Here is a 23098-nt window from a genome sequence, read left to right as displayed (position 1 = left end):
TCCCGGAGCTCTGCCTTCAGACGTTTGATCTCGGCGTGCTCTTCCGCGGTCATGGCATCAGTGCTGAGGTCGGGGTGTTCCTTCCGCCATCGTGCGACCCAGTTCCCGACTGTCTGCGCCACAAGACCGTACGATCTGGCTACCTCGGCCACCGGCCTGGACTTCTGGACGATCTCGAGAACGACTTGTTCCTTAAACTCCGCACTGTATTTCGGTGCCGACATGATCTAATTCTACCTCACGATCATTTCACCCACTGTCCGAAAAACACCAAGCACTCCAGACCCCGCCACACAAGACCAACCGAGCGCTGTCCTGACAGCAGAACAACACAACCGACCCGCCACGAACCCGACCGACCGTCATGAACCGCCCGGCGATCAGTTCTTCGGCGCCGCCCTCCGCACGGCGACGAGCGCATCGCGGTGGCGCTCCAGCTCGGCCTCGATGGGGTCGATGACCGCCCGGTCGGAGACCTCCGAGACGGCGTCCACGAGGGCGTCGACGGCCCTGCGCTGGGCCGCGCGGGCGCCCGCGGCGACACCGAACCGGGCGAGGACGCCGAGCACGATGCCCGCGATCGATCCCCCGCCGGCCAGCACGACCGGCGCCGGGATGCCCCACCAGCCGGGCGCGGGGATCGTACCCATCCCGAGGTGCTCGAGCAGCAGGTCGATGCCGAGCCATCCGAGGCCGACGATGACGGCGGCCATGAGCAGCCACTGGAGGAGGCGCACGATCCGCCACCACCACTGCCCCTTGCCGAGCTTGAGATCGGCGCCCGCCACGGCCCGGTCGAGCTCGGCCGGCAGCTGGTCGGAGCGGGCCTTCGAGGCGGCCCGCACGGCATCGGCCCAGCCCTGCGGCAGACCGCGCGAGGAGTCGTCGCTGAGGGCGCGCAGCGCCGTGCCGACCCGAGCCTGCTCGACGCCGCCGGTGGCCGTCTGCAGGCTGGTGCGCTCGATCACCGTCGGACCGGGCGGCTCCTCGTCGAGATCCTTCCGCCTGTCCGCCGGGAGGTCGAGGTGCAGGCGGCGCAGCGGGTCCGGGCGCAGCCGCTGGACCCACGAGACGAACGGCCAGCCGGTGGCGGCCCTGCCGCGGCGGCTCATCGAGGTGAGCACGGCCTCGCCGACGCGCTCGACGCCGGCGGCACGGGCCAGCGCCGCGTCCAGCTGCTTCACGCGGTCGGAGTTGACGTTGGCCGGGACGTCCCCGCCGATGCCCTCGGACAGCGCCGCGGCGGCCGAGGTGATGTCGTCGCCGAGGCGGGCCGAGGCGGCCCGCTTGGTCCGGACGGTCCCGGTCAGCCGGTCGAGCAACTCGTCGACGCCCGCGCCCGTGAGCGCCGAGGTGCACAGCAGCGGCACCTCGCGCAGCCCCTCCGAGTCGAGGAGCCTGCGCAGGTCGTCGGTGGCCTGGTCCAGCTGCGGGCCCGTGAGACGGTCGGCCTGGTTGAGGACGACGACCATGACGTCGGCGTGATCGGCCATCGGACGCAGATAGCCCTCGTGCAGGGCCGCGTCGGCGTACTTCTGCGGGTCGACGACCCAGACGAGCATGTCGACGAGGGCGACCAGGCGGTCGACCTCCAGCCGATTCTCGCGCTCGGTCGAGTCGTGATCGGGCAGGTCGAGAAGCACGAGGCCGTCGAGCCCCTTGCCGGGGCCCACGTTCGTACGGACCGGGACGCGGAGCCAGTCGAGGAGACGATCGGGGTTCGACGGACCCCAGCACGCCGCCATGGCGCGTCTCGTGGTGGGCCGCTGCACGCCGCTCCGAGCGAGCTGGGCACCGGCGAGGGCGTTGAACAGGCTGGACTTGCCGGAGCCGGTGGCGCCGGCGAGGGCGACGATCGTGTTGTCGCCGCTGAAGGCCAGCCGCTGGTCCGCCCTCTCGGTGATGCCCTTCACGTAGTCGACGACGTCGTCCTCGACGCGCCCCTCACTGAGCGCGGCCGCCTCGGACAGGGCGCCGATGCGCTCGCTCAGCCGGGTGAGCGCGGCCCTGCGTCTGCGTTCCGACCCGAGGTTCATGAGCGCTCCCCCGTCTCGTCGATGATCTCGGCATCCACGACGGAGCCCGCCCCGTCGGCGTCGACCCGTTCGATCCGCACCGACTCGCGCGGGGCCCCGACCGGCGGATCCTGCTGTTCGCCCGCGGTGATCTGCGCCGGGTCGGACGGACGGCCGGCCCTCACGTCCTCGACGGCGGCGACGGCGGCCTCGAGGCGGGCCGCGGCGGACTCGTCCACCCCGAGTTCGTCGAGCAGCGAGCGGTAGCGCTCGAGCTCGGAGTCCATGAGTCGCACGACACGCGTGTCGAGGTACTTCTTGGCGGTGTTGGCCAAACGCCGCACCGCGTCGTCGCCGAAGATCGACTCGAGAAGGCGCTGGGCGACGACGGTGGTGCCCCCGGCGACCCCGATCTCGGCGCCGGTCAGACCGGCGGTGTGGGCGAAGATGACGATCATGAGCGCGGCGCCGACACCGTTGACGCCGGCCGCGGCGACCCGCGCAGTGGTGCGCCTGCCCTTGCCCTGCTCGGTGACGAGGGCGAGCACGTCGGCCTGCCAGTCGCGGATGGCGGCCCGGGCGCGCTCGTCGAGGCCCTCGGAGGCCCGGGCGAGCTCGGGGTGGGCGGCGACGAGCTCGCGTCCGGCCGGGTTGGCGCGCCAGGCGACGCCCGCCCGCTCCGCGGCGGCCCGCCCCTGCTCGATGATGAGGGCCTCCAGGCCGGACCCGGCCGCGGCCGAGGCCTGGAGGGCCTGCGAGGGCTCGCCCTTGAACAGGGCGGTGAGCCGGTCGCGCAGTCGGCTGATCCTGCTGTCGATGGCCCTCGTGAACTCGCTCGTGCCGACGTAGTCCTGCCAGCGGGTGAGCACCTCGCCGCGCAGTAGCGTGCCGTCGGCGGAGCGGACGCTCACGGCGCGGGCCGCCTCGTCGAAGGCCGTCTCGGCGTCGTGGCGCAGCTGGTCGGCGACGCCCGCCTGGTCCCGTACGGCCCCGGCCAGGGTGCGGGACTGCTCCGTCATGGCGCGCACGGCGCCGTCCAGGGTCCGGGCGACGACGCCGTCGCGGCGCTGGTTGTCGACGGCCAGCGAGGCCAGATGGGCGCGGATCGGCGCGACGGCCGCATCGGGCAGCAGCCCGGCCTCGTCGACGACGGTCTCGGGAACGGCGAACAGCGGCGATTCGGCAAGACCGCGCTCGCTCATGAGACGCGCCAGGTCACCGGGCACCAAGTTCATGCCGGCCGGCGGGATCCGGTTGCAGACCACGGCGACGGCGGCACCGCGCTCGGCGGCCGAAGTGAGGAACTGCCACGGCACGGCATCGGCGTAGCGCGCTGCCGAGGTGACGAACAGCCACAGGTCGGCGGCCTGCAGCAGCTGGGAGGCGAGCCGCCGGTTGGCCTGCGAGACCGAGTCGATGTCGGGGGCGTCGAGCAGCGCCAGGCCCCTGGGCAGGCTCGGTTCGGGCACCAGCTGGATGGAGCCCGTGCCGGTCGAGCTGACGTTGGTGCGGGCCAGGCCCGGCAGGATGCGCTCGTCGGCGAACCAGTCCTGCTCGGCGGGGTTGAAGACCAGCACCGGGCTCATCGTCGTGGGGCGGATGACGCCCGAGCGGGACACCTCGCGGCCGATGAGCGTGTTGACCAGCGTGGACTTGCCCGCCCCGGTGGAGCCGCCGACGACGGCCAGCAGCGGGGCCTCGAGATTGGCCAGGCGCGGAAGCACATAGTCGTCGAGCTGGTCGAGCAGGGCCCGGCGCCGCGCCCGATGCTCCCCGACCGAGGGGCCGGGCAGGGGGAGGCGGACGGACTCAAGTGCGCCGCGCAGTCCCTTCAACGCGCTGGCGAGCTCTGTGGCACCCATGCAGATTCCTTTCCGCCGCAGCAGGTGCGGGCCTGGGCCGGGCCCGCACGGACGGTGCGGGCCGCCTCGGGCTCGGAGGGCCGTCGCCGGTACCGGGTCCGTCCGCCGACGGTGCGCACGGCGGACTCCACAAGGCTATCGCCGAGGAGCGCCGATGGGGACCTGCGACGGCGGGGGCGGCGCGTAGAAGGGCGTCCTGGGGCGGCGGCGTGGCAGATGGGCGCGAACCCAGGCCGTGAGATTGTGCCACGTCCAAGTGGGCGGTTTGACCGTGAGGCCGTCGGTGTTGTCGAGCGCCCGGCCTCGCAGGGCGCGGATGCTCAGGAGCAGCTCGCGCTCGCGCCCGACGGCTGCGGCGCCGGTCAGCCCGTTGACGACGCCGAGGCGCACCTGGGCCAGCTCCGACATGTCGTGGATGAGGCGGACGGTGGCGACAAGGCAGCGCGGCCCGCGCAGCGCAGCGGCGCAGATCAGCTTGAGGCGCGCTCGGTAGCGGCTGAACATGATCGGGTCGTGGACGCCGAGCCAGCCGTTCGAGACGAAGTCCTGCAGGCGGGCGCGCATCTGACGTGACTCGGCGAGCACCAGGCGGATGTAGCGCAGCAGGAGGAAGACGATGAGGAAGGCACCGACGGCGATCAGCAGCCCCGTGCTGACGCCGACCGACTGGGAGCCGTTGAATCCCATGTGCGCGCACACGGCGAAGCAGTAGCCGGCGAGCGGCGCGACGACGCGCACGACCTTGCTGCGGTTGCGCAGAGCCACGCCCACACCGATGGCGGTGAAGGTCGTGAACAGCGGGTGGCCCCAGCAGGTGAGCAGGCCACGGAGGTAGAAGATCTGCCGCAACGCGCCGTCGGCGTCGACGCCGTAGGCGAGGGAGCCGTACAGGTACATCCGGACGTAGTAGACGATGTCCTCGACGACGGCGAAGCCGACGGCGGACAGACCGGCCATCGTGACCATCTGAATGACCGACAGGAGCCGGTGGCGCACGAGGATGGCCAGGAGGAACAGGATCGTCGCCTTGGCGGCCTCCTCGACGAAGGGCGCGATGAAGATGGCGGCACGCACGCTGCCCAGCTCGTCGGTCTCGTCGGCGGTGACCATTGTCGAGGCCCACGTGTTGATCATCGACGAGACGAACACGGCGACCGCCCCTCCCCAGGCCAGGGCGACGGCCTTCAGGCGCAGTGTCGTGGGGCGGAGCCGGTCGATGAGAAAGTAGAGGACCAGGCCGATGGCGAGCGTGACGAACGCGAGCCTCGTGCACTTCCACAGGGCCTCGTTGAACTGGGCGATGGTGGGCGTCGAGCGTGTGCCGGTCTGCTGCTCGGTGTAGTCGCCGACGGCGGTGGTGATCGTCACCTCGTACATGCGGTAGGTGAGCCACAGCAGGAAGGCGCAGAACGGGAGGAACGCGAGAGTCAGCCAGCCGAGCGGGCCGTTGCGGAAACGCTGCCAGCGTGTCAGCCCCGGCTCGACCGGACGCGGCAGGCCCGCGATCCTGCGGTCGCGACGCTCGCGGGCGATCGATTCGCCCCCGTGCTCGGCGGGGGCGGCGGGTGCGGGCAGCTGCGTGGACACGCGGCAAGATTACCCGGGGCCGCCGACACCCGTTCGGGGGACGCACGGGACGGGCACGGCTCCGACGCGCAGGATCACGGCCCCGACGCGCGGTGGGCCCGGGCGCGGGGCGGGGCGGCGCACCCCATGCGCCCCGTCCCGCGAAGGCGGCCCGGGTGGGAATCGAACCCACGCGCGACAGATTAGAAGGCTGCTGCTCTATCCGCTGAGCTACCGGGCCCTGCTCGTTGCATTCTACTGAGCGGCACCAGCACCGGACCGCAGTGGCGGGTGCGGCACCGGGGCGGGACGCGCACATCGCGCCCCTCGCGGGCGAGGGCCGCCCCGTCCGACTCCACCGCGAAGACGTGGAGCGTCGTCGCGCCCCGCGCTGGGCCGGACGATGGGTGAACGCTCCCACGGAGCCGGTGCGCGCGGTGGGACCATGGGGTCCGTGGAGGGGGAACGAGCGCGGCGGTCGTGGGTCCGCACGCTCACCGCGGTCTACGGGCCCACCGTCCTCGCCTCGATCGGTTTCGGAGCCGTCATCCCGCTCATCGCGATCCAGGCCCGTGCTTTGGGGACGAGCGTCGGCGTCGCCGCGTTCATCACGGCCCTGACCGGCATCGCCCAGGCGATCGGCGACCTGCCCGCCGGTTTCGTCACCGATCGCATCGGCGAGAAGTACTCGATCGTACTGGCCTGCCTCGTCGACGCCGTCATGATGGCCGTCGTCTTCGCCTCGCACTCGCTCGTCCTGCTGGCCCTGGCCGTGCTCTGCCACGGACTCACCGGGTCGGTCTTCAGCCTGGCCCGGCAGACCTATCTGACCGAGCGCATTCCGCTGAGCTGGCGGGCCCGCGCCATGTCGACGCTCGGCGGTGTCATGCGCGTCGGCTGGTTCATCGGGCCGCTGGCCGCCGCCGCCATCATCAACCGATGGAGCCTTCCCGCGGCGTTCGGTTTCGCCGCGGGGATGTCACTCGTCGCCGCCGTCGTCACGTTCACGATGCCCGACCTGCCCGGCGAGGAGCACGGGCTGGCGGCCATCAGGCAGCGCAGCCGCGGCGACCACGCCCGGACCCTCTCCGTGCTGCGGGCGAACCGCCGCGTCCTGCTGACCCTGGGCACCGGATGCCTGGGCCTCATGCTCATCCGAGCGGTGCGCCAGACGATCATCCCGTTGTGGTGCGAGGCGCACGGCATCCCGGCCGCCACGACGAGCCTCATCTACTCCATGTCGATGGGCTGCGACGTTCTCCTCTTCTTCCCCGGCGGCCTCATCATGGACCGTCTCGGGCGCCGCTGGGTGACGCTTCCGGCCATCGCCACGATGAGCGCCGGCCTCCTCGTCCTGCCGCTGACCCACCACGCAGCGACCATCGCGCTCGTCGCGGCCCTGCTCGGCGTCGGCAACGGCGTCTCGTCCGGAATCGTCATAACGCTCGGCGCCGACGTCTCCCCCACCTGGGGCCGTTCGCAGTTCCTGGCCGGCTGGCGCCTGTTCGCCGATTCCGGCAACGCCGTGGGCCCACTCGTCGTGAGCGCCGTCGCCGGGGCGGCCGGTCTTCCGGCCAGCGCCCTGACCGTGGGTGTCATCGGTCTGGTCGGCACTTGGTGGCTCTCACGCTACGTGCCGCGCAGGACCGATGGCTGAGTCCCTTGCGACGTCCGGAGCGTCGCGGGGGACGGCCGGCCCGCCCGACTAGAGTTGACCGATGTGAACAACAACATGCTGGTGTGGATCGACTGCGAGATGACCGGGCTCGACCTGGCCCATGACGAGCTCATCGAGGTGGCCTGTCTCGTCACCGACGGCGAGCTGAACATCCAGGGGGACGGCATCGACGTGGTCATCAGGGCCAGCGACGAGGCGATGGCGAACATGGGCGAGTTCGTCACCGAGATGCACACCACGTCGGGTCTTCTCGAGGACCTGCGGGTCTGCACGACGACGATGCGCGAGGCGGAGGAGCGGGTGCTCGCCTACATCAAGCAGTACGTGCCCGAGCCGCGCAAGGCGCCCTTGGCGGGCAACACGATCGGCACCGACCGCAGCTTCCTGCTCAAGGACATGCCCGAGCTCGAGGGTTACGTGCATTACCGCAATATCGACGTCAGCTCGATCAAGGAGCTGGCCCGCCGCTGGTACCCGCGCACCTTCTTCAACGCGCCGGAGAAGAACGGCAACCATCGCGCCCTGGCGGACATCAAGGAATCGATCGAGGAGCTCATGTACTTCCGCGAGGCCGTCATGGTGCCCGAGCCCGGCCCCACCGCGAGCGAGGCCAAGAAGATCGCGGCCCGCTGCCAGGGCAGCATCACGGGATTCGGCCGCGAGCAGGCCTGAGTCCGGTGTCCCCGGGCACGGCGGGCGGGGTGACGGACCTCCGGCCGTGCCGACTCCTTTCGGGACCGTCGACCGAGCAGCCGCCGGAACCGCCGCCGGCCCGGGGCCTCCGACGCCCGGCCCGATTTGGGGCCTGATGCCGGCGTCGGCTAGGATGACCGGGCTGTCTGTTCGCAGAACTCCCGGGTTCCGCGGCCGTGGACGGCGATGGTGGATGTAGCTCAGTTGGCAGAGCCCCTGGTTGTGGTCCAGGTGGTCGCGAGTTCGAATCTCGTCATCCACCCGGAGAGAAGGGTTCGGAGTCTTGCGCTCCGAACCCTTCATCGTTCCTCCGGACCGGCCTCGACGTTCTCCCCGACCCGTTCCCACCTCACGTATGCGTCAACACCCGGGTTATGTCCGAGGTGTCAGCACAAAAGCGGGGCGGGAAGCGAGTCAGGCCGGAGAAACGGTCGAGCAGGGGGACGGGACGCGGGGAGCTCGATCGGGCCCGCACGGGTCCGGCGCCACCACCCTCGGCAACGCCCAGGGCGTCCCGGCCGCATCGGGCCCCGCACCGGTCCGACCCGAAGGAGGGACACGGAGCAGAAGCGATGACGGGCACCACCGTCGAGCGGCTCACGTCACAGGACGTCGGGGGCGTCCGCGCCGTCCGGAACGAGGTCGTCGCAACAGGCGACGCATTCCCGCAGACCGACGAGCTCGGCGCCGACGAGGCGGCCGGCTTCTTCGCCGCCCAGTCCTTCACCGGCGTCGCCAGGGGCACCGGCGACAGTCGGGTCCTGGGCGTCCACGTCCTCCGCCCCAACAGCATCGGGCGGTGCGGGCACATCGCCAACGCCAGTCATGCGGTGGCCTCGTCCGGCCGAGGCCGAGACGTCGGCGAGCGGCTGGTGCGGCACAGCATGAGCACGGCCGCGCAGCTGGGCCTCCGCGCCCTCCAGTCCAACGCAGTGGTCTCGACGGATCGCCCCGCACGGGCGCTGTACGAACGACTCGGCTTCACCGAGATCGGGCACGTCCCCGGCGGCTTCCGTCGCGATGGTGGCGAATACGTCAACACCACGCTGCACTGCGCGGATCTCACCCTCGCCGTCCGTCCGGCCCCTTGATCCACTCCCTCGTCCTTGATCCACTCCCCATGTCGGACTCGCTGACCCGCTGCCGAGGCCGCTGGCCCGCTCCCACCTCACTCTTGCTTGCGCTTCCACCTCGGACATGAGCCGGGTGTCAACACGAGAACGAGGCGGGAAGCACGGAGACCACGGACGCCGGACACGACGGAACCACGGACGCCGGACACGGGAACCCTCGTCGAGAGAGAGGACATCGCCCCGTGGAGCGCCGCCCCGTCACGAGCGCCCGGTCGCCCCACCCCCCCGCCGGAAGAGGCCGTCGTCCCGTAAAGTGCCATTCATGTACGCCGCCTATTCCGCCGTCTCCACCATCATGGTGGTCCTCAGCCTCCTCGTGCTGGTCGCCCTGCTCATCCTCGTTCTCGTGCAGATGCGCGCTGACCGTGCTCGCACCATGGCGGCGGTCGGCATCGGTGTCCTGATCGCCCGGCATCTGTGGAGCCTCACCTTCAGCTTCTTCATCCACGGCAGTTCCAACAGCATCCTCATCATCAACTCGGTCACCACCACACTGCTGCTCCTCGGGGGCGTCGCCCTGCTGACCCTGGCCGCCGTGCAGACCGCGGCCAAACGCACCCCACCGGCCGTGAACCCGGCTCAGCAGCCCTACGCCCAACCCATGTCGGCAGCGCAGAGCATCATGGGCGCGCCGGGCCCCTCCCGGCAGTACGGCCAGCCGACCGCACCTCAGCAGTACGGCCGGGCCCCGCAGACCGCGGCACCCCAGCAGTACACCCCGCAGACCCCAGCACCGCAGCAGTACGGGCAGAAGCCCGAGTCCCAGCGATACGAAGGCCGGCCCCCGCAGACCGCGACATCCCAGCAGGAGCAGACCCCGCAGACCGGAACACCCCAGCAGTACAGCGGCCGGCAGCCCGCACCCCGGGCGAACAGCCAGCAGCCCGGACCCCAGTTCAGCCAGCCCCCGCAGACCATGGCGCCGCAGCAGTACGGCCAGCCGGCTGCGCCCCAGCCGAGCCCCCAACAGCCCTATCCCGGGCAGCCCTACCCTGGACAGCCCTACCCGCAGCAGCCCTACCCCGGGCAGCAGATTCCAGGATTCCCGGGCCAGCAGGCCCCCGGACAGGATGCCTGGACGTCGCCCCGCAACCCCTACGAGCATCCGCAGGGCTGACGACGGGCACCGCACCGGACGCCGGGGCACCATCGTCGTCCCGTGCGCTGCGTGCCGGGTCCCGTGAGGACGGCACCGGGCCCAGGCGGGCGCGCGGGGCTGCCACAATGGGGTCATGGCCTCATCACCCAGCCAGCGGTTCCGGCACGCGCGACCAGTTGATCCGACGATCGGCCGGAAGCTCTGGCGCAACACCGCGATCGGCATCGGGAACCTCACCGCATGGGCCTCCCGCAAGGCAGGACGCGGCTCCGGCGCCTCGATCCGAGGCCAGGTCATCACCCGGTTGTACCCGATGATGTTCGCCGAGCTCATCGCCGGTCGGCGCATCGCGGCCGTCTCGGGCACGAACGGCAAGACCACCACGACGCATCTCCTGGCCGCCGCGGCCGAGACCGCCTGGGGCACCCGTGACGTCGTGACGAACGCCGACGGCGCGAACCTGCGCGAGGGCATCGCCTCGGCCCTGTCCCAGAACGTCAGGGCGCCGGTGGCGATCCTCGAGACGGACGAGCAGATCGTCCCCGACATGATCACCAGGGGCCGCCCCGAGGTGCTCGTCATGCTGAACTTCAGCCGCGACCAGCTCGACCGCCACCACGAGATCGCCTCGCTCGGCAAGAAGTGGCGCGCGGCCCTGACCGACGCCGGCGAGAACGGGCCGACCGTCGTCGCGAACATCCACGACCCGCTCGTCACCTGGTCGGCGGAGGCCGCCCGCCGGGTCATCTGGGTCGACATGGGCATCGGCGGATGGACCGCCGACGCCGCCCTGTGCCCGTCCTGCGGGGCGATCCTCGAGTACGACGGCGACGGCTCGTGGAACTGCCCCGGCTGCGCGCTCGGCCAGCACCGGGCCGACTACGCGGTACGCGGCGACGAGGTCACCGGCCCGGACGGCGCCCGCTGGACGCTCGACCTGCAGGTACCGGGACGCTTCAACCGCGGCAACGCCACCTGCGCGCTGGCCGCGGCCATCGAGATGGGCATCGACCCGACCGTCGCGCTGGCGGCGATGGGCACGGTGCGGGCCCCCGCCGGGCGCTTCTCGATCGGTCGTTTCGGCGACAACCGGGCCCGGCTGCTCCTGGCGAAGAACCCGGCCGGCTGGGCCGAGTCCCTGCTCGTCATGGCCTCCGACCCGGTCGTCCTGGCCATCGACTCGGCGATCGCCGACGGCACCGACGTCAGCTGGCTGTGGGACGTCGAGTTCGAGAGGCTCGCCGGCCGGCACGTCATCTGCACCGGCCCGCGGGCCCAGGATCTGGCCGTGCGCCTGTCGTACGCCGAGGTCGACCACGAGGTCGTCGACTCGCTCCGCGAGGCGATGGCCCGCCCCTACGAGGGCACCGTCGACGTCCTGGCCACCTACACGGCCTTCCTCAACCTCTGCAAGATGGGCGGCGTGGAATGGTGAACGAACCAGTCAAGATCGTTGTCGTCTACCAGTCGCTGCTGGGCATCTACGGCGACCACGGCAACGGCACGGTGCTCACCAAGCGCCTCGTCTGGCGTGGCATCGACGCCGAGCTCGTCACCGTCGAGCCCGGCCGGCCCGTGCCGGACGACGGCGCCGTCTACCTGCTGGGCGGCGGCGAGGACCTCGCCCAGATCGCCGCCGTACGCGAGCTGAAGGCGGACGGCGGCCTGTTCCGGGCCCTCGACCGGGGGGCCGTGCTCTTCGCCGTGTGCGCCGGCTACCAGATCTGCGGACGGAGCTTCACCGTGGGCGACCACGACGAGGTCATGGAGGGCCTGGGGCTGCTCGACGTCACCACCCGCCGCGGGCCTCGACGCGCCGTCGGCGAGATCCTCACCCGTTGGGAGCGACCCGACGGCTCCACGAGCCTGATCACCGGCTTCGAGAACCACGGCGGCTACACGACGCTCGGCCCCGACGCGAGGCCGTTCGCGCAGGTCGAGCTGGGGGTCGGCAACTGCGGCGACGGCACCGAGGGCGCCGTCCAGGGCAGGGTCATCGGGTCATACCCGCACGGCCCGAACCTGCCGCGCAACCCCGCGCTGGCCGATCACCTGCTCGAGCTGGCCCTGGGCACCGAACTCGGGCCCCTGCCGAACGCGCGGATCAGCGCGGAGCTCGACGAGCTGCGCCGCCAGCGCATCGCCGTGGCGCGCCACTCGAGGAACCTGGCCGAGGACACCCGCTGGCTCGGCGAACGCGAGTGAGCCTGGTTCCGCGCCGGTCGGTCCGCACTGCCGTACGCCCGCACCCCCACTGCGAACAACCGTTTCTTGCACACGCGGTTCCGCGGCGGCCGGTTCGCGCCAGGACGACGTGGAATCGGTAGTCGAGGGCTTGCACGCGCGGTTCCGCGCCGGTCGGTCCGCGCCGTCGTGCGCCCATGAGGCTTATTCACAGGGGCCGGATTGCGATTCGTCGCCCCTGGTCACAGCGTCATCTGCAGGCGCTGTGAATGAGTCTCCGTGCAAGCGAGACCGGGGGGCGAGTGGTTCGAAAACGGTTCTGCGCCGTCGTACGCCGGTCCGGTGAGCACGGGTGGGCCGCTCACCGGTGCGGCGCGAAGGAAAGGGATCCCCCACCCAACTCATCTGCGACCTCGCGGGGGTTCCATCGTGGGCGTCCATCTGCCGTGGGCCCCACCGGCACGGAACGGAAAAGGGGATCCCCGCCGATCACGGCGGGAATCCCCTGTCGTGCGCCGCCAGGGACTCGAACCCTGAACCCACTGATTAAGAGTCAGTTGCTCTGCCAATTGAGCTAGCAGCGCGTGCGTCAAAGAACTATAGGTCCTTCGGCACCGCCGCGCAAATCGTGCCCGCGCCGGGCCCGCTCGTCCCCGAGCCGTCCGGTGCGGGGACGCATCGGTCCTTGTCCGGTCCCGTTCACAGGTACAGGCCAGTCTGGCCCCCGGGCAGGTTCTCGTCGGCGACGGCGTGCAGGTCGCGCTCGCGCAGCAGCACGTAGGCCTTGTTGCGCACCTCGACCTCGGCGCGGTCCTCGGGATCGAACAGCACCCTGTCGCCCACCGAGACGGCCCGGACGCTGGGGCCGATGGCGACGACGCGGGCCCAGGCCAGGCGGTGGGCGATCTGCACCGTCGACGGGATGAGGATCCCTCCCTCGGACCGCCGCTCGCCCTTGTCCTCGTCCATGCTCACGAGGACGCGCTCGTGGAGCATGCGGATGGGGAGCTCCGGGACGGGGTCGGGCGCCGTCTGCTCGTCAGCCACGGATCGCCCGCACGAGGCCGCGCACGGACAGGCCGAGGACGGCGACGCCGGCGACGGCCAGGACGACGGTGCCGATGCGGTCCCACCGGGGGCCGGACTCATCGATGAAGGCGTTCTTGGCGCTCTCGTAGCTGTCGTTGGCGAAGGTCTTGGTCTCGTAGACGGCCTGGTTCTTCACGGCGGTGGGGTGCACAGTCGCGGTCAGACCCTGCACTCCGCCGGCGACCTGACGGCGCGAGGCGGCGATGCGCGCCCTGATCTGGTCGATGTTGGTCTCGGACTTGGCCACGGCTTCCTCCATTGCTCAGATCCGCTCCGGGTGTCGGCGCCGGTGCGGGGACCTCGATTCGGACCACCGGGGCCGTTCGCGCCTACACGTACACGGGGCCGAACCGCCGGTGGTGGTGCCCACAGCCTATTCCCACCCCCGACCCCGATGGCGAATCGGGGCCGGTGGGCGGCGATGGCGGGCGGCGGCACACCGGCTCAATAGGGTGGGGTCATGACTCAGCTGACAGATGGCGCCACGGCCCCCGAGTTCGCCCTGCCCGACGCGGACGGCAGAACGGTGCGTCTCGCCGATCACCGCTCCCGCACGGTCGTCCTGTACTTCTACCCCGCCGCCCTCACCCCCGGCTGCACGACGCAGGCAGTCGACTTCACCGACCACGTCGACTCCTTCGCGGCGGCTGGCGTCGACGTCATCGGCATCTCGCCCGATGCCCGGGACAGGCTCGCGGAGTTCCGCGAGCGCAGGGAACTGCGGGTGACGCTGCTGTCCGACCCCGAGCACGAGGCGATCGAGGCGTACGGCGTGTGGGGCGAGCGGATGATCTACGGCAAGATGATCACCGGCCTGATCCGCTCGACCTTCATCATCGACGTCGACGCGGACGGGGTCGGCACCGTTCGCAGGGCGATGTACAACGTGCGCGCCAAGGGGCACGTCGACCGCATCGCCCGCGAACTCGGCATCGGCTGAGCAGCGGGATCGACTGAGCGGCGGGTCCGGTCCAGGGGCGCCACGGGACCGGTCCCGTGGGAACCAGGGGCCGGAGTGGGACGGGCGACGTCCCCCGGGGCCCGGATCCGTGGGAACCGGGTCGCGAGGAGCCCCTGGGGCCGCGGGAGCCCTGCGGAGCCGGCGGCCGTCGGTAAGCGGAAGGCGCGGGCGCACCGGCGGATGATCGCACAGACCGGTCACGGACGCCGGATCGACTCAGAGGTCGTCGTCGGGCCCTGCTGGCGCAGCTGGAGGCCATCCTCGGGCGGGCCCTCCGCCGCGGGCTCAGAGGTCGCGGGACGTCGGGCCCCGCTGGCGCAGCTGCTCGCGCAGGTACTCGACCGAGGTGCGGGCCGTGACCGTGTTGGGGTCGTCGGACCCGAACTCGGGCTCGATGTCGGCGAGGATGGCCTCGAACACCTCAAGGGACTCGGCGATGCGTCCCTGCTGGGCGAGCAGATTGCCCATGTTGCCGCGCACGGCCACGGTGAACGGGTGGGCCGGACCCATGGCTGGGCCGACCTCGTCGGCGAGTCGGCCGAACTCGGCGATGGCGTCGTCGGCGCGCCCCAGCCTGCCGAGCAGCTCGGCATGGTTGGCGCGGGTGACGAGCGCGTCGGGGTGGTCGGCGCCGAGGACGCGGCGCTCGTCGGGGATGAGCCCCTCGTAGACCTCGACGGCGCGCTCGGGCTGCTCGGATTCGAGGAGGCACTCGGCGAGGTTGGCGCGCAGGGCCAGGGTGTCGGGGCGGTCGGCGCCCAGCACGCGGGTCTGGTCGGCGACCAGGCGCTCGAACTCGTCGGCGGCCTCGTCGCTGCGGCCGGCCCGGCGCAGCATGTCGGCGTGGTTGGCCCGGCTCACGAGCACGTCGGCGTTGTCCTTGCCGAGGACGGCGGTCTGGTCGGCGACGAACTTCTCGTAGAGCTCGGCGGCCTGGTCCGGGTGGCCGGCCTCGCCGAGCCACCCGGCGTAGTTGGCGCGGGTGGTGAACGTGTTGAGGTGGTTGGGGCCGAGCAGGCGCTCCATGTCGGCGGCGAGCTCCTTGTCGAGCTCGGCGGCGCGGGCCGGGTCGCCGGCGCAGCCGACCCAGTGGGCGTGGTTGCTGCGCCCGAGCAGCATGTCGGCGCTGTCGGCACCGAGGACGCGCTCCAGATCGGGCAGCAGCTGCTCGTACAGGCGGGCGGCCCGGGCCGGGTCGCCGCCCTCGCCCACCTGCGCCGCGAGGTTGGCGCGGCTGGACAGCACCGTGGGGTGGTCCTTGCCGAGCTCGCGGGTCTGGTTGATGATCGTCTGCTCCAGCGGGCTGATCTGCTCGGGCGCCATCCGCGTCACCTGTTCCTCGTCGTGTTGCTGGTCGTGGCTCGTCACGGGCCGGTTCCGGCCCGGTGCCAGTGTCGCAGACCGAGCCGCGGGCGGCGGACGAGGGGGTTGGCGGGCCCGGCTGCGCACCATCGGGCCCGCCCCACCCGCGCCGACGCTCACCTCGCCCGCGGCCGCCGAGAACTGGCAGAGCGAGCCCGCCGGGCGCCGGCCTCACCCGCGTCCGGAGCGCCTGTTGTTGGTGAGCAGCCCGTAGAGGAACAGCACGACCAGTGAACCGCCGATGGACAGCAGCCACGTGCGCAGCGAGAAGAAGGAGCCCAGCGACACGCCCAGGAAGGAGGCGCCGAGGTAGCCGCCCAGCATGGCGCCCAGGACGCCGAGCAACGTCGTGACGAGGCAGCCGCCCCGGTCCTCGTGCATGATCCGCTTGGCGATGGCGCCCGCGATGAGGCCGAGCAGGAGGAAGGCGAGCAGTCCCATGATGATGTCCTTTCGGTCGCTGACCGGCCGTTGTCGGCAGGTGCCCACCGCGGCCCTGACGGTCCGCGGTGAACACATTATGTTACCGAGCTGTGACAAGCACCCCGACCCGTCGTGGGCCGCTCAGGGTCGGCTCAGCCCGTCAGCGGGCATCCTGCGCCCACCGGCTCGCCGAAAAGGATCGGGTATACCGAGCCCGCCAGCGCCGAGCGGCCGTCCTCGCGCCCCCGTGCCGGCTCACGGCCCACCCCGCAGCCGAACGCCCCCGCGTTCGCCCCGGCCCGACGACGGCCAAGTACGGATCCTGGTCGATGGTCACCACCCCCGCGTTCGCACCGTCCCCAATCCCCTCAGCGGGACTCCGGGACGCGCCGGCCCGCAGCACCTCGAGCTGGCTGCGCGTGGCCCCGGTGCTCTCGTCGTCGGGGCCGAGGACGCGCAGCTGGGCGGGCAGCAGCAGCTCGTAGACCGCGACGGCCTCCTCGAGGCGGCCCTGGTCACGGAGGGCGGCGGCGTGGGCGGCCCGGGCGTCGAGCACCTGCGGGTCGTCATCGCCGAGAACGCGCACCAGGTCGGGGACGAGTTCGTCGTAGATGCGCGCGGCCTCGTCGGTCCGCCCGGCGCGCAGCTGCCAGCCCGCGGTTCCGGCGCGGACGGCGAGGGTGTTGGGGTCGTCGGGGCCGTAGACGCGCTCCATGTCGACGGCGAGGGCCTCGAACAGGTCGGCGGCGCGGGCCGGGTCGCCCGCCTTGCCGACCCAGTTGGCGTGGTCGTTGCGGGTCACGAGCGTGACCTCGTGGTCGGGGCCGCCGATGCGGGTGCAGTCGGCGATGAGCTCCTCGTAGAGCCGCGCTGCCTCGACCGGATCACCGGCCTCGCCGAGCCCGTCGGCGGCGTCGAGCCGGGCCGCGATGACGCGCGGATGGTCCGGGCCGTAGTCACGAGCCAGTTCGTCGATCGTGGGCGCGGGCTCGGAGGGCTGGTTCTGCTGCGGCATGCCCGTACCCTACAGGTTAGACTGGCCGGGCCCCGCCGGAGTGGTGGAACTGGTAGACACGCAGGATTTAGGTTCCTGTGCTTCGCAGCGTGAGGGTTCGAGCCCCTTCTCCGGCACCACGATTGAGCACCGTCCGGGCCCCGCGGCCGCCCCACACGCGACGGGATCCAGCGGCGAAGCGGCGCCTCAACTCCCTGCAGGGCAGGGCCACCCCACGCGCGGCGGGACCCAGCTCATCGTCGAAGGCCTCCGACTGCGGCTGGCCGCCCCACACGCACCACGGCGGGGCCGGAGTATGGAGGGTTATTCAAAACAGCGCGTCGTCAAAGACGAACACCTAGTCAGGGTCGGGTTTGTCATGAGTTTTGAATAAGCCTCATGATGTCCGGAGCGAATCGTTCGCCGGGGCGGTCGCGCCTACTGAAGTCGAAGGTCGCGCTCACTGAAGTCGAAGACGATCTCTCATGACGGCCCCACCCACCAGACCCGTTCCCACCTCACTTTTTCGTTAACACCTCAGACATATCCCGGGTGCGAACACAAACGCGAGGTGGGAGCACGAATGCGAGGCGGGAACACAAACGCGAGGTGAGGGGCGGGGACCGGTGCTTTCTCGCTGGTGCCGTCAGACGGTCATGCGCGGTGCGACCAGTGCCGGATCGGAGCAGGGACTGGTGGCGGCCCTGCCAGTGGGTGGTCCGCTGGGATGGGGGGCCGGTCGCGGACGCCAGGTACGTCCGCCCGGGGAAGGTGCGCGCGTGGGTGTTGCGCCCGCCGTCTGCGGCTGGTTCGGTCTGGCCGGGTTGAGGTGTCGGCGTGCCGGGTTCGCCTGGGCGCCGCCCCTTGGGCGCGGGCCGGTTGATGCGGGCCGGCTGGTGCGGGCCGGGTCTGGTCGGGTTCTGCGAGGCCGGCCGGTTGCGGGGTTTTCCACAGGCCTTTCGGTGGCGGGGGTGGGTATGCGACGATGATGGCGTCGTGTACTTCCCACCCCCTGTGGAGGTCGTTCCGTGAGTCGGCGATGGTGCCGGGCCGTGGTCCTGGGTGTGTTCTGCGCGGTGGTCGTGGTGCCGGCGTGCGGCCGGCGGGGGTCTGCCGGCCCGTCGGCGCCGGCGTCGTCTGCGCTGGTGTCGTCTGCGTCGGCGTCGTTGTCGCAGGACGAGTTGTACGCGGAGGCCGAGCGGGTCTACCGGGCCCTGTTCGAGCTCGAGGAAGACGCCTACGCGGCAGGCGGTGCTGAGAGTCTGCCGCTTGAGATGAACCAATACGTCATGCAGCCTTTCGCGGGCTTGGAGGCGCAGAGTCTGTCGCAGGTGGCCAGTAAGGGGTGGCGGTCACAGCCGGGTACGCGATCATGGATCGCCTATGTCCGGCGGTCGCCTGAGATCACGAGGGAAGACTCGGTAGCGACCCTGTCCGTGTGCGTCGACTCTTCCCAGAGTCCCCTCGTTGACGCCAACGGTGCCATTGTCGGTGGCGGATACAACGCTCACGTTCTATTTTTCAAGTACGACATGGATGGGTCTCTCAAGATTTATGGAAGCACAAGCGAGGCGATCGACTCATGCAACGGAAATTGATCTCCATAAGCAGTACTTTGCTTCTTCTGGGAGCATCCGTCTGCTTCCCTCCCATGGCAAGCGCATGCACTGGGACTAATTGTTCTGAACAGGACAGCTATACTTCTCACGACACCAGTATTGAAACGTCTGATTTTGGTTCTGATTATTCGGTGTCGGCGTCGGATGCTTATCGGTCTGCCGGTGATGCCGCCGGCGCTGGTGGCGGATTCGTTCCAGCGGTCTCCGAGGGGCCGGGCCGGCAGTGGGCCCCGGCGGCGGCCGGGGACTGGGCCCCCGCCGGCTCCGGTGGCGGGGGCGGTGGGGATGCTCGTGTCGAGGAGTGCCGCCGGCTCGTGGCCGATCCCGACCCGGCCGTCACGACCAGCTGCCTCTACGCGGTCTCCCGCACCACCGGCCCGGACACCCCAGCAGGTAGCGCCCCGGCCGCCGGCCCGGCCGTGGACCCCGCCGAGGCCGCCCGCCGGGCGATCGCCTCACTCACCCTGACCGAACCGGGCCTTCTCCTCGACCCGGACCCCGCCGCCAACGAATGGGGCGCCACCGCAGTGGGATTCCACACCTGGTTCCACGCCCCCGACCCCGGCGTCCTCCACACCAGCGTCACAGCCGACGGCCTGACCATCGACATCACCGCCACACCCGGCATCCTCACCGTGGACACCGGCGACGGCCGCCGACAGACCTGCCACCATACAGTTCCGTACCGCAACCCGGACGGAGTCAACGCCCCATCCCCGTACTGCGGACACACCTGGGAACACACCGGCGAGTACACGGTCACAGCGACCCGTACATGGAACGTCTCATGGACCGCCGCCGGCCGATCCGGGACCGACACCGTCACCCGACCCGCCGGCACTCGTGCCATCACCGTCATCGAACTCGTCTCCGTCCTCACCGAACCAGACCGATGACAGCATGGGTTGTCCAAAACTGGCGCACTGCCAAGGGAAAACACCCAGCCAGAGTAGAGTTCGCCAAGAGCCTTGAATAAGCTTCCCGGGGGTGCGGGGGCGTGCGCGGGGGCTCTGCGCGGTCTTTTCCGACCAAGGGACTTCATCGGCGCCTTGAGACCTGTCCGTGGGGGCTTGTTCACGGAGGCTCAGCGAGAGACGCAACCCCTGGCCATGACCTGGTTCATTGAGGCTGTGAACAGGCCTCGCGGTGTTCGCAGGTTCACGGTGGTTTCTTCACGACCCCGGCAGACACGATCAGGATTGCGTGACGCCGTGGACGACCACCCCTCAGCCCCTCGCCCTCAGCCGCGCGAGCCTCGCCCCGCTGCGCCTCTGGGCGGGAGGACGACCGATGGATCCCTCCTCCCAATCACCGCGAGCCTCCCTGACTCCGCGAGCGTGCCCATCAGGAGCTGCCCCGGCGGCGCAGGACCCGCGGGCTGTGTCGACGCCATGGACGGCCCATTCCCGACTGCCCCCGACCGAACAGGCCCCGTGTGCGCACCCTCTGTCTTTATTTTCATAATTGTGCAATCATGCATCTATGATGAAGGTTCTACGCCACCGGGTGTACTCGCACCTGTTCGGCTCGCTGGTCTGCTCACTGTTGGGCAGCGGTCTGGCGACGGTCGCGCTGGGGCTCGTCTCCTACGACATCGCGGGCGCCGACGCGAGCGCCGTGCTCGGGGCGATCTTCACGGTGAAGATGATCGCCTACGTCGTCATCGCCCCCTTGGCGAACGCAGCCGTCGCCCGTCTCCCGCGACGAGCCGTGATGGTCGGCTCAGACTGCCTGCGCCTGGCCGCGGCGCTGTGCCTGCCGTTCGTCGACGCGATCTGGCAGATCTTCGCGCTCGTTTTCGTCCTGCAGGCCGCCTCGGCGGTCTTCACGCCGACCTTCCAGTCGGTCGTGCCGGCTGTGCTGCCCGACGAGGACGATTACACGAATGCCCTCTCACTGGCACGCCTGGCCGAGGACCTCGAGACGATCGTCTCGCCGATGCTCGCCGCGGCGCTGCTGCTGGTGGTCCGGGCTGACGCGCTCTTCTTCGGTACGGCGATCGGCTTCGCCGCCTCGGCGCTGCTCGTGCTGTCGGCAGCGATCCCGCACGGCCTGGGCATCACCACCGATGACGACGAGGAGCCCTTCGGCACTCGCGCGAGGGTCGGCATCGAGCTGTTCTTCCGGACCCCGGCGCTGCGGCCAGTCGTGGCGCTCAATGTGACAATCGCCGCTGTCGTCTCCTACGTACTGGTACAGACGGTGGTGATCGTCCGCTCGGACTTCGGCATGTCGCAGACGGCCGTCGCGCTCTTCCTGGCGGCGAACGGGGCCGGCTCGATCGCCACGGCGCTGGCCCTGCCGCACATCCTCCACCGATTGGACGAGCGCACCGTGATGCTGCCCGGGGCGGCGCTGCTGTGCACGGCCCTCGTGGCGGCGGCCGCGGTCCTGGCCCGGGCCTCCGCCCCGTGGGCACCCGGGGCGATCGCGGTGCTGTGGGCGCTCATCGGCGTCGGCTGGGCCGGTGTCGAGATGCCGATCGGACGCCTGATCCCCCGCGCGGCCCCCGAGCGAAGGCTGTCGGCGGCGTTCGCCGGGCAGTTCTCGCTCTCGCACGGCTGCTGGCTGGTGTGCTATCCGCTCACCGGCGCGCTGGCGGACTGGGGGCTGAGCCGGACGGCGCTCGTCATGGCGGGGCTCGGTGCTGCCGCGGCGGGGGCGGGCGTCGTACTGTGGGACCGGACGCAGAGCAGTGAGGATGATCGTGAGCCCCGAGCCACCCCATGACGACGAGGTCGAATACGCGGTCGAGGTGCTCAAACTGCTCGCCGACCGCACACGCCTGTCGATCCTGGCGATGCTGAGTCAGGGAGAGATGTCCGTGACCGAGATCGCGCGGGCACTCGACCGGCCGATGCCGGCCGTCTCGCAGCACCTGGCCAAGCTGCGCACTGCGGGGCTCATCGGGGTGCGCAAGAACGGCACGACGAACCACTACCAGAGCCCCAGCGAGCACGTGATCGCACTCGTGACCAATGCGCTCCAGCTCAGCGAGCACGCCCTGTACGAGACGCCACCGCATCACCGGGCGGCGCGCTGAGGGAAGACCCCGCTCGGCGACCGGGCGAGCATCACCAGCCCCTCTCGGCGTCACCGGCACCCCGGGCGGCGCTGACTGTGCGGAGATTGCGAATTGACGAGCGATCACCGCACAGTGAAGCGTCGGGCCCCCTTCTGCCGGCTCACCCGAGCGCCCCGGACCGGGATCAGCCCTCGGCCACCACGGGCTCATCGCCTGCGACGATGACGTCTGGGCTCCTCATGCGCAGCTCCGAGACGATCGATTCCGGGGTTCCCGAATCCACGATGACATGGTCGAACTCACCGACATCGGCGAACCTGAAAATCCCCCTCCTGGAGAATTTGGCGTGGTCGGCGAGCAGGACGGACTCGCTCCCGGCCCGCAGCATGGCCCTCTTGACCTCGGCCACCTCCTCGTAGAGGTGGACGCAGGACATGGCCACGATCCCGGGCGCGGACAGGAAGCAGTAATCCGTCGCGATCCTCTTGAGCGCCTCCATCGTGATGGACCCCATGGACGAATGGGCCCACGGACGGTACTCCCCGCCGATGATGACCAGCCCGGACGCCTTCATCGATATCGCCTGGTTCGCGATGAGCAACGAGTTGGTCACGATCGTCAGGGTGTCGACGCGGTCGAGGGATCTGAACAGCCACACTCCGGCGCTGGAATCGTCCAGCAGGACGGAGCTCCCCGGCGCGACGAGCGAGGCCCCGGCTCGGGCGATGATCCTCTTCTCCTCCGAGCCCTGCTCCACCCTGAAAATGGCGTCCACGGCGTGCAGGCCGTTCACCACGGCGACGATGCGGCCCCGGTTCCTGCGCAGCACGCCGCAGTCCTCGAGGATGCTCACGTCCCGGTAGATCGTCATCACCGACACGCCGATGAGACCGGCGAGTTCCTCGGCCGTCGCGGCGTCACCGGCCATGACCGCCTTGGCGATGGCCAGCTGGCGTGCCCGGATGCCCATTCCCGGGGATCGTTCCTCCTGGTTTCTCCTCATTGTCATCACACCCCCAACAGATGACCTGAATCGGCACTGCAGGAAAAGCTTATTCACCGCGGTCCGGCCATGAGGATCCCTCTTGGTCGGAGCGCTGCCCACCGATGCCGGGAATGCCCCCTGACCTGACCCGGGGCCGGTGCTTTCTCGCTGGTGCCGTCAGACGGTCATGCGCGGTGCGACCAGTGCCGGATCGGAGCAGGGACTGGTGGCGGCCCTGCCAGTGGGTGGTCCGCTGGGATGGGGGGCCGGTCGCGGACGCCAGGTACGTCCGCCCGGGGAAGGTGCGCGCGTGGGTGTTGCGCCCGCCGTCTGCGGCTGGTTCGGTCTGGCCGGGTTGAGGTGTCGGCGTGCCGGGTTCGCCTGGGCGCCGCCCCTTGGGCGCGGGCCGG

21 protein-coding genes and 4 tRNA genes are annotated in these 23098 nt (G+C 70.7%); 13 read left to right on the top strand and 12 right to left on the bottom strand.

The genetic code is table 11. The features are described from left to right. The 5 genes from K336_RS17880 to K336_RS0111075 form a co-directional block, all read right to left on the bottom strand. Positions 1-224, bottom strand: a 224-nt coding sequence (locus K336_RS17880; RefSeq protein ID WP_028707060.1) for a transposase, incomplete at its 3' end; no start/stop codon positions are given. Positions 225-380: 156 nt separating this feature from the next. Continuing rightward, positions 381-2036 carry a GTPase gene (locus tag K336_RS0111090; protein ID WP_043150907.1) on the bottom strand — a complete coding sequence of 552 codons (1656 nt, stop codon included), beginning with the start codon at positions 2034-2036 and terminating at the stop codon, positions 381-383. Continuing rightward, positions 2033-3877 (bottom strand): GTPase family protein, encoded by a 1845-nt coding sequence (locus K336_RS16130; protein ID WP_081660784.1) that lies wholly within the window; start codon positions 3875-3877, stop codon positions 2033-2035. The genes K336_RS0111090 and K336_RS16130 overlap by 4 nt, the downstream gene beginning before the upstream one ends. 135 nt (positions 3878-4012) lie before the next feature. Further along, complete coding sequence (locus K336_RS0111080) at positions 4013-5464, bottom strand: PrsW family intramembrane metalloprotease (protein ID WP_028707058.1); 1452 nt, start codon at positions 5462-5464, stop codon at positions 4013-4015. Between the two features lie 147 nt (positions 5465-5611). After that, positions 5612-5684: transfer RNA gene (locus tag K336_RS0111075), tRNA-Arg, on the bottom strand. A gap of 204 nt (positions 5685-5888) precedes the next feature. Here K336_RS0111075 and K336_RS0111070 point away from each other — a divergent pair. The 7 genes from K336_RS0111070 (at position 5889) to K336_RS16120 (ending at position 12251) form a co-directional block, all read left to right on the top strand. Beyond that, positions 5889-7100 carry an MFS transporter gene (locus tag K336_RS0111070; protein WP_081660783.1) on the top strand — a complete coding sequence of 404 codons (1212 nt, stop codon included), beginning with the start codon at positions 5889-5891 and terminating at the stop codon, positions 7098-7100. Between the two features lie 75 nt (positions 7101-7175). Continuing rightward, positions 7176-7793: an oligoribonuclease gene (gene orn, locus K336_RS0111065; protein WP_028707057.1), complete on the top strand. Its 618-nt coding sequence runs from the start codon at positions 7176-7178 to the stop codon at positions 7791-7793. A 210-nt stretch (positions 7794-8003) separates the two neighbouring features. Further along, a tRNA-His gene (locus tag K336_RS0111060) sits at positions 8004-8076 on the top strand. A gap of 310 nt (positions 8077-8386) precedes the next feature. Beyond that, positions 8387-8905, top strand: coding sequence for a GNAT family N-acetyltransferase (locus K336_RS0111055; RefSeq protein ID WP_028707056.1), 519 nt, complete (start codon positions 8387-8389; stop codon positions 8903-8905). Positions 8906-9209: 304 nt separating this feature from the next. Then, positions 9210-10064 (top strand): hypothetical protein, encoded by an 855-nt coding sequence (locus tag K336_RS0111050; RefSeq protein WP_028707055.1) that lies wholly within the window; start codon positions 9210-9212, stop codon positions 10062-10064. A gap of 115 nt (positions 10065-10179) precedes the next feature. After that, complete coding sequence (locus K336_RS16125) at positions 10180-11481, top strand: MurT ligase domain-containing protein (RefSeq protein WP_043150903.1); 1302 nt, start codon at positions 10180-10182, stop codon at positions 11479-11481. Beyond that, a complete protein-coding gene (locus tag K336_RS16120; RefSeq protein WP_043120347.1) occupies positions 11475-12251 on the top strand; it encodes a type 1 glutamine amidotransferase in 777 nt (258 codons plus the stop codon). Before K336_RS16125 ends, K336_RS16120 begins: the two co-directional genes overlap by 7 nt. Positions 12252-12741: 490 nt before the next feature. On the opposite strand, the gene K336_RS0111035 is transcribed toward K336_RS16120, so the two are convergent. The 3 genes from K336_RS0111035 to K336_RS0111025 form a co-directional block, all read right to left on the bottom strand. Next, positions 12742-12814: transfer RNA gene (locus K336_RS0111035), tRNA-Lys, on the bottom strand. Between the two features lie 115 nt (positions 12815-12929). After that, a complete protein-coding gene (locus tag K336_RS0111030; protein WP_051245711.1) occupies positions 12930-13226 on the bottom strand; it encodes a GroES family chaperonin in 297 nt (98 codons plus the stop codon). 43 nt (positions 13227-13269) lie between these two features. After that, a complete protein-coding gene (locus K336_RS0111025; RefSeq protein ID WP_162142605.1) occupies positions 13270-13566 on the bottom strand; it encodes a DUF3618 domain-containing protein in 297 nt (98 codons plus the stop codon). A 213-nt stretch (positions 13567-13779) separates the two neighbouring features. Between K336_RS0111025 and bcp the strand changes: the two genes are divergently transcribed. After that, positions 13780-14259 carry a thioredoxin-dependent thiol peroxidase gene (bcp, locus tag K336_RS0111020; protein WP_028707052.1) on the top strand — a complete coding sequence of 160 codons (480 nt, stop codon included), beginning with the start codon at positions 13780-13782 and terminating at the stop codon, positions 14257-14259. A gap of 306 nt (positions 14260-14565) precedes the next feature. On the opposite strand, the gene K336_RS0111015 is transcribed toward bcp, so the two are convergent. The 3 genes from K336_RS0111015 to K336_RS16115 form a co-directional block, all read right to left on the bottom strand. Further along, on the bottom strand, positions 14566-15648 hold the full coding sequence (locus tag K336_RS0111015; protein WP_155945077.1) for a tetratricopeptide repeat protein: 1083 nt from the start codon (positions 15646-15648) through the stop codon (positions 14566-14568). Positions 15649-15813: 165 nt separating this feature from the next. Continuing rightward, a complete protein-coding gene (locus K336_RS0111010; RefSeq protein ID WP_021796530.1) occupies positions 15814-16083 on the bottom strand; it encodes a GlsB/YeaQ/YmgE family stress response membrane protein in 270 nt (89 codons plus the stop codon). 142 nt (positions 16084-16225) lie between these two features. Continuing rightward, positions 16226-17080: a tetratricopeptide repeat protein gene (locus K336_RS16115; RefSeq protein ID WP_028707050.1), complete on the bottom strand. Its 855-nt coding sequence runs from the start codon at positions 17078-17080 to the stop codon at positions 16226-16228. A 34-nt stretch (positions 17081-17114) separates the two neighbouring features. Between K336_RS16115 and K336_RS0111000 the strand changes: the two genes are divergently transcribed. The 5 genes from K336_RS0111000 to K336_RS0110980 all read left to right on the top strand — a co-directional run bounded on the left by K336_RS0111000 (position 17115) and on the right by K336_RS0110980 (position 21721). After that, a tRNA-Leu gene (locus K336_RS0111000) sits at positions 17115-17199 on the top strand. A 912-nt stretch (positions 17200-18111) separates the two neighbouring features. Continuing rightward, on the top strand, positions 18112-18657 hold the full coding sequence (locus K336_RS0110995; RefSeq protein WP_028707049.1) for a hypothetical protein: 546 nt from the start codon (positions 18112-18114) through the stop codon (positions 18655-18657). Between the two features lie 335 nt (positions 18658-18992). Further along, positions 18993-19574 (top strand): hypothetical protein, encoded by a 582-nt coding sequence (locus K336_RS17170; protein WP_028707048.1) that lies wholly within the window; start codon positions 18993-18995, stop codon positions 19572-19574. Between the two features lie 586 nt (positions 19575-20160). Beyond that, entirely contained in the window at positions 20161-21408 is a 1248-nt protein-coding gene (locus K336_RS16105) for an MFS transporter (protein WP_051245708.1), read from the top strand. Next, positions 21386-21721: an ArsR/SmtB family transcription factor gene (locus tag K336_RS0110980; RefSeq protein ID WP_233418758.1), complete on the top strand. Its 336-nt coding sequence runs from the start codon at positions 21386-21388 to the stop codon at positions 21719-21721. The genes K336_RS16105 and K336_RS0110980 overlap by 23 nt, the downstream gene beginning before the upstream one ends. 166 nt (positions 21722-21887) lie before the next feature. On the opposite strand, the gene K336_RS0110975 is transcribed toward K336_RS0110980, so the two are convergent. Further along, complete coding sequence (locus K336_RS0110975) at positions 21888-22673, bottom strand: DeoR/GlpR family DNA-binding transcription regulator (RefSeq protein WP_233418757.1); 786 nt, start codon at positions 22671-22673, stop codon at positions 21888-21890. Positions 22674-23098: the final 425 nt, after the last annotated feature.

It is taken from the genome of Propionibacterium acidifaciens DSM 21887 (assembly GCF_000426605.1).
In the GTDB taxonomy this organism is placed as follows: Bacteria; Actinomycetota; Actinomycetes; order Propionibacteriales; family Propionibacteriaceae; genus Propionibacterium; species Propionibacterium acidifaciens.
Note: the sequence above shows the minus strand (reverse complement) of the source record. Positions and strands in the feature narration are given on the sequence as shown.

What these genes read in the sequence shown, in the direction of transcription:
- K336_RS0111010 (WP_021796530.1), bottom strand. Translation starts at nt 16,083, where the DNA reads ATGGGACTGCTCGCCTTCCTCCTGCTCGGCCTCATCGCGGGCGCCATC.
- K336_RS16130 (WP_081660784.1), bottom strand. Translation starts at nt 3,877, where the DNA reads ATGGGTGCCACAGAGCTCGCCAGCGCGTTGAAGGGACTGCGCGGCGCA.
- K336_RS16120 (WP_043120347.1), top strand. Translation starts at nt 11,475, where the DNA reads ATGGTGAACGAACCAGTCAAGATCGTTGTCGTCTACCAGTCGCTGCTG.
- K336_RS0111090 (WP_043150907.1), bottom strand. Translation starts at nt 2,036, where the DNA reads ATGAACCTCGGGTCGGAACGCAGACGCAGGGCCGCGCTCACCCGGCTG.
- K336_RS0111055 (WP_028707056.1), top strand. Translation starts at nt 8,387, where the DNA reads ATGACGGGCACCACCGTCGAGCGGCTCACGTCACAGGACGTCGGGGGC.
- K336_RS0111050 (WP_028707055.1), top strand. Translation starts at nt 9,210, where the DNA reads ATGTACGCCGCCTATTCCGCCGTCTCCACCATCATGGTGGTCCTCAGC.
- K336_RS0111030 (WP_051245711.1), bottom strand. Translation starts at nt 13,226, where the DNA reads ATGCTCCACGAGCGCGTCCTCGTGAGCATGGACGAGGACAAGGGCGAG.
- K336_RS16115 (WP_028707050.1), bottom strand. Translation starts at nt 17,080, where the DNA reads ATGCCGCAGCAGAACCAGCCCTCCGAGCCCGCGCCCACGATCGACGAA.
- K336_RS16105 (WP_051245708.1), top strand. Translation starts at nt 20,161, where the DNA reads ATGATGAAGGTTCTACGCCACCGGGTGTACTCGCACCTGTTCGGCTCG.
- K336_RS0110975 (WP_233418757.1), bottom strand. Translation starts at nt 22,673, where the DNA reads ATGGGCATCCGGGCACGCCAGCTGGCCATCGCCAAGGCGGTCATGGCC.
- bcp (WP_028707052.1), top strand. Translation starts at nt 13,780, where the DNA reads ATGACTCAGCTGACAGATGGCGCCACGGCCCCCGAGTTCGCCCTGCCC.
- K336_RS0111070 (WP_081660783.1), top strand. Translation starts at nt 5,889, where the DNA reads ATGGGGTCCGTGGAGGGGGAACGAGCGCGGCGGTCGTGGGTCCGCACG.
- K336_RS16125 (WP_043150903.1), top strand. Translation starts at nt 10,180, where the DNA reads ATGGCCTCATCACCCAGCCAGCGGTTCCGGCACGCGCGACCAGTTGAT.
- orn (WP_028707057.1), top strand. Translation starts at nt 7,176, where the DNA reads ATGCTGGTGTGGATCGACTGCGAGATGACCGGGCTCGACCTGGCCCAT.